Source organism: Erwinia piriflorinigrans CFBP 5888 (assembly GCF_001050515.1).
Lineage (GTDB): Bacteria > Pseudomonadota > Gammaproteobacteria > Enterobacterales > Enterobacteriaceae > Erwinia > Erwinia piriflorinigrans.
In genome coordinates, this window is the sequence record NZ_CAHS01000015.1 from 666,930 (window position 1) to 686,896 (window position 19,967).

18 protein-coding genes and 1 riboswitch are annotated in these 19,967 nt (G+C 54.1%); of the genes, 10 read left to right on the top strand and 8 right to left on the bottom strand.

Features of this window, described 5'->3' with window-relative positions:
• Positions 1–9 precede the first annotated feature (9 nt).
• A riboswitch (TPP riboswitch) is annotated at positions 10–111 on the bottom strand.
• A 690-nt stretch (positions 112–801) separates the two neighbouring features.
• The 3 genes from EPIR_RS11180 (at position 802) to EPIR_RS11190 (ending at position 2,438) form a co-directional block, all read left to right on the top strand.
• Positions 802–1,053: a hypothetical protein gene (locus EPIR_RS11180; RefSeq protein ID WP_023655510.1), complete on the top strand. Its 252-nt coding sequence runs from the start codon at positions 802–804 to the stop codon at positions 1,051–1,053.
• A gap of 681 nt (positions 1,054–1,734) precedes the next feature.
• Positions 1,735–2,157 carry a GNAT family N-acetyltransferase gene (locus EPIR_RS11185; protein WP_023655512.1) on the top strand — a complete coding sequence of 141 codons (423 nt, stop codon included), beginning with the start codon at positions 1,735–1,737 and terminating at the stop codon, positions 2,155–2,157.
• A 35-nt stretch (positions 2,158–2,192) separates the two neighbouring features.
• Entirely contained in the window at positions 2,193–2,438 is a 246-nt protein-coding gene (locus tag EPIR_RS11190; protein WP_023655513.1) for a hypothetical protein, read from the top strand.
• Positions 2,439–2,481: 43 nt separating this feature from the next.
• On the opposite strand, the gene apbC is transcribed toward EPIR_RS11190, so the two are convergent.
• Positions 2,482–3,594 carry an iron-sulfur cluster carrier protein ApbC gene (gene apbC, locus EPIR_RS11195; RefSeq protein ID WP_023655514.1) on the bottom strand — a complete coding sequence of 371 codons (1,113 nt, stop codon included), beginning with the start codon at positions 3,592–3,594 and terminating at the stop codon, positions 2,482–2,484.
• A 132-nt stretch (positions 3,595–3,726) separates the two neighbouring features.
• Between apbC and metG the strand changes: the two genes are divergently transcribed.
• The 6 genes from metG to sanA all read left to right on the top strand — a co-directional run bounded on the left by metG (position 3,727) and on the right by sanA (position 10,640).
• Positions 3,727–5,808 (top strand): methionine--tRNA ligase, encoded by a 2,082-nt coding sequence (gene metG / locus EPIR_RS11200; RefSeq protein WP_277302531.1) that lies wholly within the window; start codon positions 3,727–3,729, stop codon positions 5,806–5,808.
• A 58-nt stretch (positions 5,809–5,866) separates the two neighbouring features.
• The gene (locus tag EPIR_RS11205) at positions 5,867–6,262 is read left to right on the top strand and encodes a CidA/LrgA family protein (protein ID WP_023655516.1); all 396 of its coding nucleotides are present in this window, start codon (positions 5,867–5,869) and stop codon (positions 6,260–6,262) included.
• Positions 6,255–6,947 carry a CidB/LrgB family autolysis modulator gene (locus EPIR_RS11210; RefSeq protein ID WP_023655517.1) on the top strand — a complete coding sequence of 231 codons (693 nt, stop codon included), beginning with the start codon at positions 6,255–6,257 and terminating at the stop codon, positions 6,945–6,947. The genes EPIR_RS11205 and EPIR_RS11210 overlap by 8 nt, the downstream gene beginning before the upstream one ends.
• A gap of 125 nt (positions 6,948–7,072) precedes the next feature.
• The gene (gene cdd, locus EPIR_RS11215; RefSeq protein ID WP_023655518.1) at positions 7,073–7,966 is read left to right on the top strand and encodes a cytidine deaminase; all 894 of its coding nucleotides are present in this window, start codon (positions 7,073–7,075) and stop codon (positions 7,964–7,966) included.
• 122 nt (positions 7,967–8,088) lie between these two features.
• The gene (locus EPIR_RS11220) at positions 8,089–9,786 is read left to right on the top strand and encodes an NAD-dependent malic enzyme (protein WP_023655519.1); all 1,698 of its coding nucleotides are present in this window, start codon (positions 8,089–8,091) and stop codon (positions 9,784–9,786) included.
• Positions 9,787–9,926: 140 nt separating this feature from the next.
• The gene (sanA, locus tag EPIR_RS11225; RefSeq protein WP_023655520.1) at positions 9,927–10,640 is read left to right on the top strand and encodes an outer membrane permeability protein SanA; all 714 of its coding nucleotides are present in this window, start codon (positions 9,927–9,929) and stop codon (positions 10,638–10,640) included.
• Between the two features lie 51 nt (positions 10,641–10,691).
• Here the strand turns inward: sanA and mglC are convergent, their stop codons facing one another.
• From mglC to EPIR_RS11260, 7 genes are all read right to left on the bottom strand, one after another.
• Complete coding sequence (gene mglC, locus EPIR_RS11230; protein WP_023655521.1) at positions 10,692–11,702, bottom strand: galactose/methyl galactoside ABC transporter permease MglC; 1,011 nt, start codon at positions 11,700–11,702, stop codon at positions 10,692–10,694.
• Positions 11,703–11,722: 20 nt separating this feature from the next.
• Positions 11,723–13,243 (bottom strand): galactose/methyl galactoside ABC transporter ATP-binding protein MglA, encoded by a 1,521-nt coding sequence (gene mglA / locus EPIR_RS11235; RefSeq protein ID WP_023655522.1) that lies wholly within the window; start codon positions 13,241–13,243, stop codon positions 11,723–11,725.
• Between the two features lie 54 nt (positions 13,244–13,297).
• Positions 13,298–14,293, bottom strand: a complete 996-nt coding sequence (mglB, locus tag EPIR_RS11240) for a galactose/glucose ABC transporter substrate-binding protein MglB (protein ID WP_023655523.1) — start codon at positions 14,291–14,293, stop codon at positions 13,298–13,300.
• Positions 14,294–14,587: 294 nt separating this feature from the next.
• Positions 14,588–15,628: an HTH-type transcriptional regulator GalS gene (gene galS / locus EPIR_RS11245; RefSeq protein ID WP_023655524.1), complete on the bottom strand. Its 1,041-nt coding sequence runs from the start codon at positions 15,626–15,628 to the stop codon at positions 14,588–14,590.
• Positions 15,629–15,782: 154 nt separating this feature from the next.
• Positions 15,783–16,940 carry a DUF418 domain-containing protein YeiB gene (gene yeiB, locus EPIR_RS11250; RefSeq protein WP_023655525.1) on the bottom strand — a complete coding sequence of 386 codons (1,158 nt, stop codon included), beginning with the start codon at positions 16,938–16,940 and terminating at the stop codon, positions 15,783–15,785.
• Positions 16,941–17,040: 100 nt separating this feature from the next.
• Positions 17,041–17,706 (bottom strand): GTP cyclohydrolase I FolE, encoded by a 666-nt coding sequence (gene folE, locus EPIR_RS11255; protein WP_023655526.1) that lies wholly within the window; start codon positions 17,704–17,706, stop codon positions 17,041–17,043.
• 144 nt (positions 17,707–17,850) lie between these two features.
• Complete coding sequence (locus EPIR_RS11260; RefSeq protein ID WP_023655527.1) at positions 17,851–18,984, bottom strand: YbfB/YjiJ family MFS transporter; 1,134 nt, start codon at positions 18,982–18,984, stop codon at positions 17,851–17,853.
• Between the two features lie 101 nt (positions 18,985–19,085).
• Between EPIR_RS11260 and ptrR the strand changes: the two genes are divergently transcribed.
• A complete protein-coding gene (gene ptrR / locus EPIR_RS11265) occupies positions 19,086–19,964 on the top strand; it encodes a putrescine utilization regulator PtrR (RefSeq protein ID WP_023655528.1) in 879 nt (292 codons plus the stop codon).
• Positions 19,965–19,967: the final 3 nt, after the last annotated feature.

Sequence of the window (19,967 nt, forward strand, 5' to 3'; positions counted from 1 at the left end):
GGCGATGCCAGCTGGGGCATCTGACTTCCCTCCGCTGGCATTATCCAGTTCAGGTTCAACGGGTGATTCTCAGCCGATTCTTGTTCAGAAACGGCACCCCGAGTCATTGGTCACGCTTTTAACCACATCAGCATAGGGAAGTGGCTGGACTATGGCAAGCATTCGCCCGACTTACGGAGAAAGGGAGAGAAGTCGTTAAATATTGTGAGGAAATCGTGCGCGAAGCAATGCGATGCTTGACGCTATCAGTGCCCCAAAAACCCTGTTAAGCCAGCTAAAGTCAGGAGTTACGGAACTGACTGCAATGAGGTGTTACCAGAACTTATTAAATGCATAAAGCATACTTATCCTAAAGTTCATATTGAGCCCGTTATTGAGGTGACTTTCATTCTTTGTTCAAGGTACGACCTCATGAACCGGGCTAATTTACCAACATTATCTCTCCTCAAGAGGCATTAAGTTAAACAGGAAAGCGCTATCGATTGTCGACAGGGATTATTTGAAAATACCACAGTGCCTGCTGCTCATTTTATTCCAATCCAAAACCAGCAAGATACTACTCACCATAAAAACAAGCCTTATTTAGCAAAGAGATAAATTAAAGGAATTTTAATCCGGTAGTTTATCACAGGTGGCAGCACATCCAGATATATTCACTGCCAGTGGATATATATTCGACATAAAAGCACATTGCCATTGATTAATTATATATTTAGCATAACGACTGCATGCAGACATTTAATGAATTTCAATGAAATTTACTGCGTGTATAAATGCATTCACATCTAAAAGGATTTTATCATGAGTCATAATTCAAAGAAAACGAGTGGTAGTCTGGCTTCAGTGGCAGCTAAAACTCTTCACGACCCTAATGCGTCTGATTTACAGAAGGCTCTGGCGGGTTCTGCATTATCACAGTCAGGTTCTGCAAATCAGACCAGCGGCGCGATGGAACATAAAGCATCGGCTGCACTTCATGACCCAAACTCTGACGAATTAACGAAAAAGCTTGCAGGCTCTGTTCTTTCTCAAGCCAACAAAGAACGTAAGTAATGCAAGAGCGGGGAAACCCGCTCTCTTTAGTTTGACGAGATTGCCAATAAAGGGATTTGATTAACAACGAGGAAAATTAATCAGAGGAAAGCATTTTAGCCGGCAGTCTATCCCCCTCCAAGATGCAACGGCAAGAATATATTACTCACGACTGACGGAAAACTTAATTAAATAGCATAAATAGCCATAACAAAAACCGATTCTTTACTAAAAGTAAGCTGTTAGTAGTAAAAACGGCTGTTTGTGGTCATTAACCTGTCCTGTTAAGCGAAATAACATCAGCTATGTTGCAGTTAATTAAATAATAAAGATAAACACAAAAAAGGGTTGCGCGAGATATGACATGGGCGCTACACAGCCTCTTATAGCCAGAGTGATTTCAACGTGCTGACCAGGACATTTGGCTGATGAAGCAGCAGAATTTGATAACAATGCGCATCGACATCCCTCAGCACCAGCGATTGTTAACCGTTGGGTTGAGCTTTGATAGCGAATGACATCATCACTGCACCCTATGTCGGCGGCGGCAGTGCTTCCCCGCAGCGGCTCCGATCTCCCCCGCTGCGCGGCGCTAAAATAAACTCTCTCACGATCGCACGCTATTTTCTTCTTCGGCTTAGCCGGTTTTGCGATAAACTTTGCGCCGTTGCCATACGGCGTATTGTTGACAGGAGTACCGCTTTGGAAATCCGCCCTTTTACTGAAACCGATCGCCCGTTTCTGCGCACGCTGTTTCTCGCTGCGCGCAAAGCCAACTGGACATGGCGCGATGATAGCGAATGGCAGCTGGAGGACTTTGATCGCGTCACGCTGGGTGAACGGATACTGGTGGCAGAGGAAAAAGGCCACCGCGTTGGGTTTGCCGCCGTGCTGGAGAATGATAATTTCCTGCACAGCCTGTTTATCGACCCCGATTATCAGGGCAGCGGTGCTGGCAGTGCGCTGCTACAGGCGGTGCAAAATAGCTTTACCTCGACGGGCGCACTGAAGTGTCAGACGGAGAATTTGCGTGCACAAAGTTTTTATAAAAAGCATGGCTGGCGCGTTGTGGCTCAGGGGCAAAGCGATCAGGGCGAATATCTGTTGATGCACTATGTGCTTTAATAGCTCGTCGATTTAAAAAGAAGGAAGTGTTGAAGATGAACAGAGCGCCTAATGAGCAGGCCGGGGTCAGTAAAACCGCTTGGGAAATGCTGCAATATTTGCAGCGTATTGCTCGCGGCGATAGCACATTTACCATTCAGGATACCCTGCTCAATCATCGCTGCAACGTGACGCCAGATAATGATTTTACTCTGCTCAGTCAGCTGTTCGACGCCGGAAAGATTGATTACGACTACTCAATGGTGGACGGTTTTCAACAGCGAAGGGTACGCCTGGTTTAGCGGCCGTGAAGATAAACATCGGCAGGCCGCGTGAAAACGTCGTTTAGAGTGCGCGGAAGGCAATATCTTCCGGAATCACCTCACCCTGCCAGTAAAGCTGGGCCGCAACGTTAATCGCCAGCTGCCGATACAACCCGGTAAATTCGCTATCCGGGCGGCGAATGACCGTTGGTTCGCCGTCATCCAGGTCTTCTCGCAGGCTGATATGCAACGGCAGTTGACTCAGCAGACGGGTGTGATATTGCTGCGCCAGTTTTTCCGCACCGCCGCTGCCAAATATCGATTCATGGTGACCGCACTGGCTGCAAATATGCATGCTCATATTCTCCACCACTCCAAGCACCGGCACGCTGACCTTCTCAAACATCACCATGCCCTTGCGCGCATCAATCAGCGCAATGTCCTGCGGCGTGGTGACCACCAGCGCCCCGGTCACCGGCACGTTTTGCGCCAGCGTCAGCTGGATATCTCCGGTTCCCGGCGGCATATCCAGCACCAGGTAGTCCAGTTCCGGCCATAAGGTCTCATTCAGTAGCTGCATCAAGGCTTTACTGGCCATCGGGCCGCGCCAGACCATCGCGTTATCTTCCGTCACCAGATAGCCAATGGAGTTCGTCGCCAGCCCGTGTGCGATAATCGGTGCCATATGGGTGCCGTCCGGCGAGGTCGGGCGCAGATCGTCCGTGCCTAACATATCCGGGATCGACGGGCCGTAAATATCCGCATCCAGCAGGCCAACCTTCGCCCCTTCAGCAGCCAGCGCCAGCGCTAAATTGACGGCGGTGGTGGATTTGCCCACTCCCCCTTTGCCGGAGCTGACGGCAATGATATTTTTCACTCCGTTAACGCCGGGACGGTGTTTTGCCCGCTGTAGCGTTGCCACATTCAACGTTAAGCGCCAGCTAATCTCTGTCGCGCCCGTCAGACGCAGTAGCTCGGCACTGACCGTCTCTTTCAACTGTTCAAACGGGCTTTGCCAGACAAACGGCATACTCAGTTCGATATGCAGGCGGTTGTCGATCAGCGCACAATGGCGCAAGGCTTTTAGCGTAGTGAGATTATGCTGCAGGCTGGCGTGTTCAAATGTGGCCAGCACATTGATAACGATAGCGCGAAGCGCTTCAGGTGTATGGGGATGCCGGGAGGATAACGTCATCGGGTTTCCTTGCTCTCACGGGTTGTTCAGCTGCGACTCTGCGGTTAAGCATATCAGATCTGGCTTGCTCTCACGTAGCCGTAAGGAAAAATCCACCGCCAATTGAACCCCTTGTTTACGCAGGGACAGGCAATCGGTTACCATCTAAAGCCCTTTTTTAACAGGTATGAGCTAAGTCTTACTATGACTCAAGTCGCGAAAAAAATATTGGTAACGTGCGCCCTGCCGTACGCTAATGGCTCCATTCATCTCGGCCACATGCTCGAGCATATCCAGGCAGATATTTGGGTCCGTTACCAGCGCATGCGCGGCAACCAGGTTTACTTCATCTGTGCTGATGACGCACACGGCACCCCGATCATGCTGAAAGCCCAGCAGATGGGGATTGCACCGGAGCAGATGATTGCGGACATGAGTCAGGAACATCAGACCGACTTTGCCGGATTTAATATCAGCTATGACAACTACCACTCTACGCACAGCGAAGAGAACCGTGAACTGTCCGAGCTTATCTATACCCGACTGAAAGAGAATGGGTTTATCAAGAACCGCACCATTTCTCAACTCTACGATCCGGAAAAGGGCATGTTCCTGCCGGACCGTTTTGTTAAAGGCACCTGCCCGAACTGTAAATCACCGGACCAGTACGGCGATAACTGTGAGGTCTGTTCTGCCACCTACAGCCCGACCGAGCTAATCGATCCAAAGTCGGTGGTGTCCGGCGCCACCCCGGTGCTGCGTGATTCAGAACACTTCTTCTTCGACCTGCCAGAATTCAGCGCCATGCTCCAGGCTTGGACCCGTTCCGGCGCATTGCAGGAGCAGGTAGCCAATAAAATGCAGGAGTGGTTCGACTCCGGCCTGCAACAGTGGGATATCTCGCGCGACGCGCCCTATTTCGGTTTCGAAATCCCAGACGCACCGGGTAAATATTTCTACGTCTGGCTGGATGCGCCAATCGGCTATATGGGTTCCTTTAAGAATCTGTGTGATAAGCGCGGTGATATCGACTTTGATGCCTTCTGGCAGAAGGATTCGGACGCCGAGCTTTACCACTTTATCGGTAAAGATATCGTCTACTTCCACAGCCTGTTCTGGCCAGCGATGCTGGAAGGCAGCCAGTTCCGTAAGCCGACTAACCTGTTTGTGCATGGCTATGTCACGGTTAACGGTGCAAAAATGTCGAAATCACGCGGCACCTTTATTAAGGCCAGCACCTGGTTACAGCATCTCGACGCCGACAGCCTGCGCTACTACTATGCCGCCAAGCTCTCTTCGCGCATCGACGATATCGACCTGAATCTGGAAGATTTCGTGCAGCGCGTGAATGCCGATATCGTGAACAAGGTGGTGAACCTGGCCTCGCGCAACGCCGGTTTTATCAACAAACGCTTTGCAGGACAGCTGTCTGCTGAACTCGCCGATCCGGCGCTGTATCAGACCTTTGTCGATGCATCCAACAGCATCGCGCAAGCTTGGGCCAGCCGTGAGTTCAGCCGCGCAGTACGCGAAATCATGGCGTTAGCCGATGCCGCTAACCGCTACGTGGATGAACAGGCCCCGTGGGTGGTGGCAAAACAGGAAGGCCGTGACGCTGACCTACAGGCTATCTGCTCAATGGGTATCAACCTGTTCCGCGTGTTGATGACCTGGCTGAAGCCGGTGATGCCATCCCTCGCCGAACGCGCTGAAGCGTTCCTTAATCAGCCGCTGACCTGGGACGGCATTGAACAGCCGCTGCTGGATCACAATATCGCCGCGTTTAAAGCGCTGTACAGCCGTATTGAGATGGATAAGGTAAACGGCCTGATCGCCGCCTCGAAGGAAGATGCCGCCGCCGCCCAACCGGCCGTGACCGGCCCGCTGGCAGACGATCCGTTGCAGGAGACCATCAGCTTCGACGACTTCGCCAAAGTGGATATGCGCATTGCGCTGATCGAAAATGCCGAATTAGTTGAAGGTTCTGACAAGCTGCTGCGCCTGACGCTGGATATTGGCGGCGAAAAACGCACTGTCTTCTCCGGCATTCGCGCCGCCTACCCCGATCCGACGCTGCTGGTGGGCCGTCTGACGATGATGGTCGCTAATCTGGCTCCACGTAAAATGCGCTTCGGCCTTTCAGAAGGCATGGTGATGGCGGCAGGGCCTGGCGGGAAAGATATTTTCCTGCTCAGCCCGGACAGCGGCGCACAGCCAGGACAGCAGGTTAAGTAATCGATTGTGTACCGGGGCGGCTGCAACAGCGCCGCCCCTGACAGGCTCTGGAGTTGACATGCGTTCCGTACTGCACGTTATCTGGCAATATCTGCGCGCCTTTTTAATCATCTGGCTCTGTCTGTACGCCGGTCGCAGCATTGCGGGCCTGCTGCCCATCGCTATCCCCGGCAGCATTATCGGCATGCTGCTGCTGTTTATCCTGCTCAGTGCCAATCTTCTCCCTCTAAGCTGGGTCAAGCCGGGCTGCCATCTGCTTATCCGCTATATGGCGCTGCTGTTTGTTCCCATCAGCGTTGGCATCATGGACCATACGGATATCCTCAGCGCTCAGTTTGCTCCGATTGTGATTTCCTGCACCGTCGGCACGCTGGTCGTACTGATAACCACCGGCGTGATGGCGCAACGTTTGGACAATCGTCATAACATACGCCGGGGAGGCAAAGATGAGTGATATCTGGTGGTCACTGCCGTTAACCGTGCTGGTTTTTTTGGCCGCGCGCAAACTGGCAGCCAGGGTCAGGATCTCCATCTGCAATCCGTTGCTGATTGCGGTGGCGGTGATTATCCCGCTGTTACTGCTGCTGCAAATGCCCTATGCCCGCTATTTCCAGGGCAGCGCGTTGCTTAACCAACTTCTGCAACCGGCGGTCGTGGCGCTGGCGCTGCCGCTTTACGAGCAAATGCACCAGATCCGTGCGCGCTGGAAATCGATTATCAGCATCTGTTTTATAGGCAGCCTGACGGCGATGCTTTCCGGTACTGCCATCGCATTATGGCTGGGCGCGTCGCCACAAATTGCCGCCACCCTGTTACCCAAATCAGTGACCACCCCCATTGCGATGGCGGTCTCCGCCACGCTCGGCGGCATACCTGCCATCAGCGCCATCTGCGTGCTGATAGCGGGCGTGCTGGGCGCGGTATTCGGCCATATGCTGCTTAATCTGTTGCGGGTACGCAGCAAATCTGCGCGTGGGCTGGCGATGGGCAGCGCTTCACACGCGCTCGGCACCGCCCGTGCTGCCGAGGTTGATTATCAGGAAGGGGCGTTCAGCTCTCTGGCACTGGTGCTGTGTGGAATTATCACCTCACTGCTGGCACCGTTTATTTTCCCGCTACTGCTAAAGTTTTACGGTTAAAACTTGCGATAAGTCTCTCATTTTGGCGTTGTGTTTCACATATTGCATTGATGAAGAGACTTAGATCACATATAACTGGCTGCCGCCCGTTGATATGGGCTTGCATTTAGCGCACGAGGCCCACTATGCACCCGCGTTTTCAGACGGTATTTGCCACACTTTCTCCCCTGTTACAACACGCTATGCGCCCGATATTATCCGCTACTGATTTTGCCGGGTTTATCAGCGCGCAACAGGCTGGCGCTTTAAAACAGCAGTGCGGCCTTGATGACAGCAAGCTGGCCTTTGCTCTGCTGCCGCTGGCAGCAGCCTGCGCCGTCGCGCCGCTGTCTGATTTTAACGTTGGTGCCATCGCCCGAGGCAAAAGCGGCACGCTGTGGTTTGGGGCCAATATGGAGTTTGTCGGCACCACGATGCAGCAAACGGTTCACGCCGAGCAGAGTGCAGTGACACACGCCTGGCTGCGCGGGGAGAACGCGCTGGCAAGCATCACCGTTAACTACACGCCGTGCGGCCACTGCCGTCAATTTATGAACGAGCTGAACAGCGGCACCGATCTGACCATTGAGCTACCGGGCCGGGACAGCGCCACTTTAGGTCACTATCTGCCAGACTCCTTCGGGCCACGCGACCTGGCCATCACCGCCCTGCTGATGGACGATGTCGACCACGGGATCGCGCCCTGGGGCGATAAACTGGAGCAGGCGGCGCTGGCTGCCGCCAACCGCTGCCATGCTCCTTACAGTGGCGCGTGCTCCGGCATCGCGCTGCAAACCCGCAGCGGAGCGATCTTTTCCGGGCGCTATGCGGAGAATGCCGCCTTTAACCCCAGCCTGCCGCCGTTGCAGAGCGCTTTGAATTTACTCAATCTGGCCGGAGAAGATGTGAGTAACATCCAAAGGGCGGTGCTGGCCGAAGCATCAGGGGCAAAGTTAAGCCAGCAAAGCGCCAGTGCCACAACCCTTGCCGCGCTGGGATGCCACGACTTCACCACCATCCCGCTAATGAAAACGTCGTAAACATGTTTTAAGGAAAAAAAAGGAGCGCTTTTGTTATCAGCTGTTAACAAAAGCTGTACTTTCGGATGAATTATTTTAGGATTGGCGCCACAACATCCCGATCCTGAAAGAGTAAGAATGACATGGAACTCGAATACGAAAGTAAACGATCGCTGTATATCCCCTATGCCGGCCCTATCTTGCTGGAATTTCCTCTGCTGAATAAAGGCAGCGCCTTCTCCATTGAGGAGCGTAATGATTTTAACCTCAACGGTCTGCTGCCAGAAACGGTAGAAAGCATTGAGGAACAGGCAGAACGCGCGTGGCGTCAGTTCCAGGACTTTAAAAACAATAACGATAAACACGTCTACCTGCGCAATATCCAGGACACCAACGAAACCCTGTTCTATCGCCTGCTGGACAATCATCTTGAAGAGATGATGCCAATTATCTACACCCCGACCGTGGGTGCGGCGTGCGAACACTTTTCAGAGATTTACCGCCGCGCACGCGGTCTGTTTATCTCCTATCCGAATCGCGCCAACATCGAAGATATGTTGCAGAATGCCACCAAGCAAAACGTCAAAGTGATCGTGGTGACCGACGGCGAGCGTATCCTCGGTCTCGGCGATCAGGGCATTGGCGGCATGGGCATCCCAATTGGCAAACTCTCCCTGTACACCGCCTGTGGCGGCATCAGCCCGGCATATACCCTGCCAGTGGTACTTGATGTGGGTACCAATAACCAGCAGCTGCTGAACGATCCGCTGTACATGGGCTGGCGTCACCCGCGTATCACCGGCGAAGAGTATGATCGTTTCGTTAATGAATTTATCCACGCGGTGAAGAGCCGCTGGCCAAACGTGCTGTTGCAGTTTGAAGACTTCGCGCAGAAAAACGCCATGCCGCTGCTTGAGCGTTACCGTGACGAGGTGTGCTGCTTTAATGATGATATTCAGGGTACCGCCGCCGTAACGCTGGGGACGTTGATCGCCGCAAGCCGCGCCGCAGGCAGCAAACTGTGCGAACAAAAGGTGGTATTCCTCGGAGCAGGTTCCGCCGGTTGCGGTATCGCCGAGCAGATCATCGCCCAGATGAAATCAGAAGGTCTGAGCGACGAGGAAGCGCGCGCACGGGTATTTATGGTCGATCGCTTTGGCTTGCTGACCGACAAGCTGCCTAATCTGCTGAACTTCCAAAGCAGGCTGGTGCAAAAAAGTGAGCGCCTGTCAGACTGGGACAGCACCAGCGACTCACTCTCGCTGCTGGACGTGGTACGTAACGCTAAACCTGACATTATGATCGGCGTATCCGGTCAGCCGGGGCTGTTTAGTGAAGAGATCGTGCGCGAGATGCACAAGCACTGTACGCGCCCTATCATCATGCCGCTATCCAACCCAACCTCGCGGGTGGAAGCCACACCACAGGACATCATGGCCTGGACCGATGGCTGCGCGCTGGTGGCAACCGGTAGCCCGTTCTCTCCGGTAAGCTGGAAAGACAAAACTTATCCTATCGCCCAGTGCAATAACTCCTATATCTTCCCCGGCATTGGCCTCGGCGTCATTGCTTCCGGAGCCAGCCGCGTCACCGACAGCATGCTGATGGCGGCCAGCCGTGCGCTGGCAGACTGCTCACCGCTGGTGAACGACGGTGAAGGCCCGGTGCTACCGGAAGTTAAAGATATTCAGGGCGTATCGAAAGTGATCGCAATGGCAGTAGGTAAAGCTGCCCAGCTGGCTGGCGTGGCGGTCGTAAGCTCTGAGGATGTCCTGTCGAAGGCCATTGCCGACAACTTCTGGCTGCCGCAGTACCGTAACTATCGTCGTACGTCGATCTGATAGTGGTTATCCCCTTTATTGCTGGCAATAAAGGGGATATTTGCCTGGAAAACCCTCACCTGGCACACTGTGGCTTGCTTCACCTCCCGGCCTCAAGTAGCCTTAGTCCTGTTTTCCTGCCAACCCGAGTGTCATTCATTATGATGAAGCGCCTGATTTATGGTCTGATTATCATTATTACTTTGATAGCAGCGACCGCACTCGGCCTCGATCGCTGGATCAGCTGGAAAACTGCACCCTACGTATATGACGATCTCAAAGCGCTGCCGCATCGTCAGGTTGGCGTGGTACTGGGAACCGCCAAGTTTTATCGCACCGGGGTGATCAATCAGTATTACCTTTACCGTATGCAGGGTGCGCTGAACGCCTATAACAGCGGAAAGGTGAATTACCTGCTGCTAAGCGGCGACAATGCCCAACAGAGCTACAACGAGCCGATGACCATGCGCCGCGACCTGATCGCCGCTGGCGTGGAACCTTCTGATATCGTGCTCGACTATGCCGGTTTTCGTACGCTCGATTCTATCGTGCGCACGCGCAAAGTTTTTGATACTAACGATTTTATTATTATCACCCAGCGTTTCCACTGCGAACGCGCATTATTGATCGCGCTGCATATGGGAATTCAGGCCCAGTGCTACGCGGTGCCGTCGCCAAAAAATATGATGAGTGTACGGCTGCGCGAAGTGGCTGCGCGTCTCGGGGCGCTGGTCGACCTGTACGTGATGAAGCGCGAGCCGCGTTTCCTCGGCCCGCTGGTGCCGATCCCAGCCCGCCACGAAGTGCCGGAGGATGCGCAAAGTTACCCGGCAGTCAGCGCGGAGCAGCTGCTGGAGTCGCAGCAGAAGAAGTAAAAAGGCTGACGCGATGGTCAGCCTCTGGCACAGCATAAACACTTAACATCACTATTTCTTACGTGCGTATTTCAGTGAGTCCAGCGCGACGGCGAAGATAATAATGCCGCCTTTAATAATGTACTGCCAGTAAGGGTTGACGCCGATATAAGTCAAACCGTAGTTGATCACCGTAAAGATAATTACCCCGGTCACCACGCCAGCCACCGTTCCGACGCCGCCAGCAAAGGATACGCCGCCGACCACGCAAGCAGCAATCGCATCCAGTTCATACATAAAGCCAAGATTGTTGGTGGCCGAACCGATACGCCCCGCTTCCAACATGCCGCCGAAGGCGTAGAACACCCCGGACAGCGCGTATACCAGAATCAGGTTAAAGGGCACGTTAACGCCAGAGACGCGTGCGGCCTCCGGGTTGCCGCCGATGGCAAAGATGTTTTTACCAAAGCGCGTTTTGTTCCACAGGATCCACACCATAAACACGGCAATCAGCGCGTAGAAGGTGATATAGGAGAGTTTGAAGTCACCGAAGCGCAAGAACCCCTGAGCAAAGGTGGAAAACTTCTCGTCAAAACCAGCGACCGGTGATGCACCCACATGATCGTAATAGAGAGAGTTAACCCCGTAAACGATAATCATGGTGCCCAGCGTGGTGATAAACGGCGTCACCTTCAGGTAGGCAATAATCAGGCCGTTAATTAGCCCAATCAGCGCGCCGATAGCACAGACGATCACCACAACCAGCGCAATAGGCAGCGTTTCCAGCTGCGGAAAGACCTTGTTGGCGTTATCCATCGACTGTAACAGCGTGGCGGCCACCACGGCGGCCAGACCAACCTGACGCCCGGCAGACAGGTCGGTTCCCTGGGTCACAATCAGTCCGGCCACGCCGAGCGCAATGATCACGCGTACCGAGGATTGAGTCAGAATATTACTCAGGTTCATTAAACTTAAAAATGTGGGGTCCTGGATAATAATGATGGCCAGTAATACCAGCAGCACCACGTAAATCCCACCCTCTTTAAGCCAGGTGAGCGCGCTTTTTTTATTTACCGCTTTCATAGTCAACAACCCGTGAATGATTAAAGGTGCAATGAAGCCAAACGCAATATTTCATTTTGCGTCGTTGTTTTTGTCTCGACAATCCCTGCCACCAGGCCATTACTCATCACCAGGATCCTGTCAGTAATACCCAATAACTCTGGCATTTCAGAGGAGATAATCACAATGCCCTTACCTTTCTTCGCCAGCTCCGAAATAAGCTGATAAATTTCAAATTTCGCCCCCACGTCAATTCCGCGCGTCGGTTCATCCAGCATCAGAATTTCCGGCTGGGTAAGTAGCCAGCGGCCAATGATAACTTTTTGCTGATTACCGCCCGATAACGAACCAATGGCCGTATAATGCCCCGGCGTTTTTACCCGCATCGCGTCAATGACCCATTGGGTATCACTCTTCATACGGCCATTATCCAGCAGCCCGAGACGGTTTTTATATTTTGCAATATTAGAAATTAGCGAGTTGAAGCCAATATCCAGATAAGCATAAATTCCGGTTGAGCGACGCTCTTCGGTCACCAGAGCAAAGCCATGATTAATGGCTTCATTGGCACTGTGATTGTTAATCGCCTTACCGTGCAGGCGGATAGTGCCAGCAGACTTCTCACGAATGCCAAACAGGGTCTCGACAATATCGGTACGTTTTGCCCCAACCAGCCCGGCAATGCCAAGAATTTCCCCCTGACGGAGATCGAAAGAGACGTCTCGTATCGACGGCTGGCGCAGCGAGGTCAGGTTACGCACCTCAAGAATGGTTTCACCGGGCACGTTGGTTTTATCGGGAAAACGCTGATTAAGCGAACGTCCCACCATCATGGCGATGATTTTGTCCATATCCAGCCCATCAAGGGGTTGAGTCGTGATCCACTGGCCGTCGCGCAAAATGGTGATCTCGTCGCAAAGCTGAAATATCTCTTCCATTTTGTGGGAGATGTAAATAATACCGCAGCCACGATCCTTCAGTTTACGAATAATCGTAAAAAGATGATTGACCTCTTTTTCCGACAGTGAGGAGGTCGGCTCATCCATAATGACAATTTTGGCATCGTAGGAAAACGCTTTAGCAATTTCGACCATCTGCATTTGCGAAACCGACAGAGTGACCACTTTTTCACGTGGATCAATATCTATATCCAGCTCGTCGAAAATGGCTTTAGTTTCGCGATACATTTTATCCTGATCGACAAATAGCCCTTTTTTCGGATAGCGTCCGAGCCACATATTGTCCATAACGCTACGCTGAAGTACCAGGTTTAACTCCTGATGCACCATCGACACACCATTTTCCAGCGCCTCTTTGGCGCTTTTATAATCCACTTCTTTACCCTGGAATATAATGCTGCCGCTGTCTTTACCGTAAATACCAAACAGGCATTTTAGCAACGTTGATTTACCGGCACCGTTCTCTCCCATAAGAGCATGAATAGTATGAGGACGAACGTTTAAATTGACATTATCAAGCGCTTTAACCCCGGGGAATGACTTACAGACAGCGGTCATCTCCAGTAAATATTCGCGATCTGCTTGCACGCTATTACTGCCCATATTTTTACCTGGCTGATTAGGCTGATGCGGCTGGCTGGCCGCATCAGGAAAGGCTTATTGCGGCAGCTGAGACAGGTTGTCTTTATCTACCGGGATGTAGGCAACGCGCACCACTTTGCCATCCAGTTTATACTGAGTTCCTTCGGTAGCCGGTTTGCCTGCCGCCAGGTTTTTGGCCATATCCAGGGTCGCTTTTGCCTGATTATTCGCATCGTTCAGTACCGTTCCGGCCATTGCACCAGATTTCACCATCGCCAGCGCTTCGGGCAGCGCATCAACGCCGAATACCGGTACGGAAGATCGGTTATGCGCTTTCAACGCCTCGACAGCACCCATCGCCATCGCGTCGTTATTGGCGATAATCGCTTCGATTTTGTTACCGTTTGGCCCCGACAGCCATGCGTCCATCTTGTCTTTCGCTTGGGCGGTATCCCACATGGCGGTATCCAGATGAAGCTGCTGAGTTTTCACGCCATCTTTGTTCAGCGTCTCAATCACGTATTTGGTTCGCGCTTCTGCATCAGGATGGCCCGGTTCGCCCTTCAGCAGTACGAACTGCATCTGACCGTCTTTATTCAAATCCCATGCCGGGTTAGCCTTCCAGTGTTTCTCTATCAGCTCGCCCTGCTTCACGCCTGACTCTTTAGAATCCGTCCCGACGTAATAGGCCTTGTCGTAACTTGCCAGCGCTTTGGCGCTGGGTTCTTTATTGAAAAATACCACCGGGACATCGTTCGCTTTCGCTTTAGCAATCACCACCGCTGCCGCAGCCGGATCGACAAGATTGATCGCCAGCGCCTTCACCCCTTTTGCTAACAGCACGTCTACCTGGTCATTTTGCGTCGACTGGCTGTTCTGCGAGTCATTCATCAGCAGCTGGACGCCCGGGCTGTTTTTCGCTTCTTTCTCAATATCCTTGCGCACCACTGACATAAAGTTGTCGTCATATTTATAGATGGTGACGCCAATGCGCGTATCTGCGGCCTGAGCCGCCGCGCCTGACATCATACTGACCAACAGGAAACTGAGCGTGAAAACCTTCTTATTCATATTATCTCCGGTTTTTGTAGGGTATGACTTCACGCAGCCAGTCGATCAAAAAAGGCGACAGGATGCGGGTTAATAAAGACCAATAGATGACACGTTTTCAGCAGCGGTTGATCCGCCCATATTGACCGGGCAATGCTTGCCATGTGTAGAGTGTAAAAATATTTCACAGGTGGCACGAAGAGCGTGAGATGCGCCAGTTTCACCATTCGATGGTGTTTGCGTACCTGTTGAACGCTGCCATCTTAGATAAATGAATGTTAATTAACTGTGAATTTACTCACAGATTGAAAGCGGTTACAGTGCAGAATCACCCGGGTTAGTGACCACCGCCACAGTTTGTCGTGTCGCTACCGAATGTCGCCTGACGAGGGTAGGCATGAAACAGTGCTGCTCATGGAGATTGAGCTGCCCGGCTGCGGCCTTCAATGCCAGTTCACTGGCCAGTTTTGCCATCGATACAATCGGATAACGCACCGTACTGAGCTGCGGATCGGTATAGCGCGCAAAGGGAATATCGTCGAATCCCACCAGTGAAAGCTGCTGCGGCACCGCAATACCGTTATCTTTCAGCGCCGCCAGCGCACCGGCCGCCATACTGTCGTTATAGGCAAAGACCGCCGTCAGTTGCAGATTGCGCCCCAGCAGCTCCACCATCGCCTGCTCACCCCCCTGTAAATCAGGCTCGCCCTCGGCACACCAGCTTTCAGCCGGAGTAATGCCCTGCTCGCTCAGCGCCTGATGCCAGCCGGCGCGCCGCTGTACGTTGTCTTCAATCTGATGGATGGAACCGAGATAGGCAATGCGCTGATGACCATGTTGTAACAGCATGCGCATCGCCATCAACGCACCGCTGACGTTATCAAGGCTGACACAGCGGTGGGCGAAACCCGGCACGACCCGATTGATCAACACCATGCCCGGCACCTGCTGCATCAGTGCGGCAAGTTCCCGATCGCACAGAGCTTTTGCATGCACAATCAGGGCATGACAGCGCTGACGGATCAGCACTTCGATGGCGTGTCGCTCTTTATCGGCATGATGCCATGAGTTAATAATCAGCACCTGTTTTTGCAGCGACTGGGCAACGGTGTCCACCGCCTTGACCAGCGCACCAAAGAAGGGATCGGAGACATCCATCACCACCACGCCGATGGTGTCACTGAGGCGGTTAGCCAGCGCCTGCGCGTTGGCATCAGGACGGTAGTCCAAACGTTCGATAGTTTTCATCACCATAGCGCGTGTATCGGCGGAAACGGCCGCGCTGTTGTTCAGCACCCGCGAGACGGTGGCAACAGAGACGCCCGCCTCGCGGGCCACATCGCGTATCGTCAACATGGCCGGTCGCCGCCGATAGATGGATTGTGCATGGTTGTTCCTGACATAAGGATATTCTGCCGCCTATTTTGTCAGGCATTGACGGCAGACTGCGTGAGAAACATCACAACGATGAAAGCGGTTACATCATCATTTTAACGCTTTGTGAGCCAAATCATCTTCCTGGCGGCCTGTCCTCAGCACTAAGGCCAAATGCGGTTAAACGACGCCATAGCCATTCCACCGGCCCCTGACGGAAAAAACGCAGCCAGAAGACAGAAAACAGCACGTTCACTAGCCAGATCGCGGGCACCAGCGCCAGCAGCTGCAGTCGGTTAAAGTGATTGAACAACGCGAAGTGATTAAACAGCATGGTGCAGATAAGCGTCTGTAACAGATAATTGCTTAGCGCCATGCGCCCGACGGCACTGATGGCCGAGGTAAGACGCAGACGCTGTAATTGAGGCCACCAGCCAAAGCACAGCGCGGCATAGCCCAGCGCCTGGAACGGTGCACTGACTTCACGCGGTAACTGTAGGAAAAAACCGGCCCAGCGGAAATCCCATTGGCTGTACCACTGCAAAACAATGGAGGGGATTTCGATCACTATTCCGGTAAGGATAAGCAACACGCCGCGACGGCGGTAGTGTTGCAGGCTCCAGTCGCCACGTAGCCAGCCCGTGCGCATCAGGGCCGCACCCAGCAGCATTAATCCCGCCAGCTGCCAGCCATACTGCACCGCCAGCGCCATCAGCGTCGATCCCAACATACCCAGCCGATTGGTTATGGCTTCCCAGCCGCCGTTTGTCCGCCAGAAGGTTTCGTACTGCACCTCGGCCACATTCGGCAGCCAGGAGCTGCTGGCGTGCGATCCGGACGCTAACCCGAGCACCACCAGTACCGCGCAGCCAACCAGATAAAGCATCACGCCGGTGTGAAACAGCTGTCGGCTGCCGGGAACATCACGGATCATGCGCCATGCAATCAGACCAGTTAGCCCCCAGGCCAGCAGGATATCGCCTTCCCACAGTAAGAGCGCGTGCAGAAAACCGAAAATCACTAGCCAGGAGAGACGCGACTGTATCCAGCGCTTCCCCCTCGGCAGCAGCATTTGCAGCCCGGCACCAAACAGGATGGCAAACAGCGTCAGGAACTTGGCCTGCGCCAGCAGATCCAGCGTGGCCCACACCCAAAAATCACCGGAGGAAGGCATGCCATGCCAGGCAGGATTGAGATAGGCGGCTTTCGGTAGACCAAAGGCGGTAATATTGAGCAACAGAATGCCGAGGATCGCCACTCCACGCACAAAATCCAACGGAAGAATACGGGGCATAGCAGGTTCCACGCAGGGGGCGATGTGTCTGTTTCAGCGCCCTGTTTACGGTTATTCACGGGCGCCTGGAAGAAAACGCCCGCTGGCGACAGAGCGTCAATTAACGATGGCGCACCGAGCGCAGAAACTCCTGACGGGTATTCTGACTGGACTTAAACAGTCCGCCCAGTGAAGTGGTTGTCGTGGCACTGGTCGCATCACGAATACCACGCGCTTTCACGCAGTAGTGCACCGCATCAATCGAAACCGCCACATTGCTGGTGCCGAGCAGCGTTTGCAACGCCACGAGGATCTGCTGCGTCAGTCTCTCCTGCACCTGCGGGCGCGACGAGAAGAACTGCACGATGCGGTTGATTTTAGACAGGCCAATCACCTTGTCTTTCGGGATATAGGCCACGGTGGCCTGACCATCAATAATCACAAAGTGATGCTCACAGGTGCTGGTCAGCGTGATATCACGCACCGTCACCATCTCATCAACCTTCATCTTATTTTCGATCACGGTGATTTTCGGGAAGTTGGCATAGTCCAGGCCGGAAAACACTTCATTGACGTACATTTTGGCAATACGCTGCGGTGTCTCCGCCAGGCTATCATCTTCCAGATCGAGATTCAGCAGCTGCATGATTTCGGTCATATGTCCGGCAATCAGCTGTTTACGGGTATCATCATCCATTTCACGTACCGGCGCGCGCAGCGGGGTTTCCAGACCACGGGCAACCAGTGCCTGATGAACGAGTGTGGCTTCCTGACTCAACGTTGCCATGTGTTTAATCTTCTCCGGCAGTAGCGGGTCTGTCGCGTAAAATTGAGGTTACGGTGACAGTCCCGGCGAAATTTCGTGAGCGCTATTTTGGAACACATTCAGCGCGTAATCCAGCGAATCCCTATAATCGACAATGAAACGGCGTCATTCAGTCACCGCCGCACGCCGCCACACCAGCATACCGGCAATCAGCAAAGCGCCCCCGGCGACATACAGCGCTGGTTCCAGCCGCTGGGTTAAAGAGGTTGAGATGGCAGACAGCAGTGGCCCCGCCAGCTGACCAAGCGCATAGCCGGTGGTCAATAGACCGGCAAGATAGCGGGCGTGCTGCGGTGCCAGCTCGCGACCATACTGCAACGACAGCTGTACCACGCAGAGAAAACCGCCGCCAACCAGCCCGGCCCCCAGCAGCAGACCGCCAATGCCGGGAACGATATCAGCGGCAAAGACGCCCATCGCCTGGAGCCACAGTACCAGTGCCAGCCGTCGATTTGCCTGGCCGAAACGCCGTGTCACAATGCCGATGACGATACCCAGCACCGCCGCCGCGCCGAATACCGGCCAGACAAACTGGCTTATCACGCCGGGAAAACGCGTGGTAGCCATCTGCGATAAAAAAGTGGCAGGCAGGATATAGCCAAATCCGGCCAGGCTGTAGCTCCACACCAGCCGCTTCAGCCCGCTGGTCAGGCGCAATGGCGGCGCTGGCGTGTCCGGGCGGTGCAGCTCTCCGGTGCGCGGCAAGGCGCGCGCAATCAGCAGTACCAACAGCAGAGCCAGCCCGCCATAGGCAGCCCACGCCCAGCCCGCGCTCGCCTGATAGCCGTGCAGCACCACCGCCAGTATGCCGCTGATGAATATGCCGGTGCCTGGCCCGGCAAATACCGCCGCGCTCAGCCCCGGTCGCTGGTGCCGGAGCAGCTGTTCGTTGCTCCAGGCGGCGATCAGCACCATCGCCCAGCCGCTGGCCCAGCCAATCAGGAAGCGCACCAGCGCGTGCTGCCAGGGTGCAGAGAGAACCGCTGACAGCAACGTCAGCACAACCGCCCCCCAGACGCCAGCGCGTAAACGCCACTCCACGCGTCGGGTCGCGCGCATGGCGTTAAACGAACCGCACAAATAACCCAGGTAATTACATGCCGCTACCACCGCCGCGCTGGTCAGCGACAGCTGGTGCTCTGCTATCATTAACGGCACCTGTGGGGTAAACGCAAAGCGCCCTATCCCCATTGCCACCACCAGCGCCAGAAAAGCGCTGAACGCCACACGAACTGCCATAATTACTCCCGACTGGATTAGCGTTTGCCATCAGAATGCACTAAGGATAGAATGACGAAAAGTGAATAATACTAAACAAGTTGATTACGATAAGTGAATACATGGATCTGACCCAGCTAAAAATGTTCTGTGCGGTGGCTGACTGCGGCTCGATGGCGCGAGCGGCACAGCAGCTGCATCGCGTGCCCTCAAACCTCACCACCCGCCTGCGACAGCTGGAAGAAGAGCTGGGTTGCGACCTGTTTATTCGCGAAAAACAGCGGCTGCGACTGTCGCCGATGGGGCACAACTTCCTCTGTTATGCGCAGCGCATTCTGGTACTCAGTGAAGAAGCGCTGAATATGACCCACGCGGGTCAGCCAGGCGGACACTTCGCCTTAGGCTCAATGGAGAGCACGGCGGCCACGCGCCTGCCTTTGCTGCTGGCCGAGTTTCATCAGCGCTATCCGGCGGTTACCCTGGCGCTGGTTACCGGCACATCAGGCGAATTAATTGAACGGGTACGCGTCGGAACCCTCGCCGCCGCGCTGGTAGATGGCCCGATCAACGTTGAGGAACTTAACGGCTGCGTGGCGTTTCACGAGGAGATGGTGCTGATCTCAAGTCTGGATCACAGCGCCATCAGTCGTCCGGCAGAGGCTGCGGGCAGCACCCTGTTTGCCTTCCGTCCCAGCTGTTCCTACCGCGTTCGTTTCGAAAACTGGTTTCGTGCCGCCGGCGTCCAGCCGGGCAATGTGATGGAGATCCAGTCCTATCATGCGATGCTCGCCTGCGTCGCCAGCGGTGGCGGGCTGGCGCTGCTGCCCGCTGCGGTTTTGGCGCAGTTGCCGGGGCACGAGCGCGTGCGCCAGCACTCGCTGCCGCCCGCCATCCGTGATACCGATACCCTGCTGATATGGCGGCGCGATGCCTTCACCGCCAATATTGAAGCGCTGAAATACCTGATTATTGAACAATTTGAGGCTAATCCTGACGATTAGAGG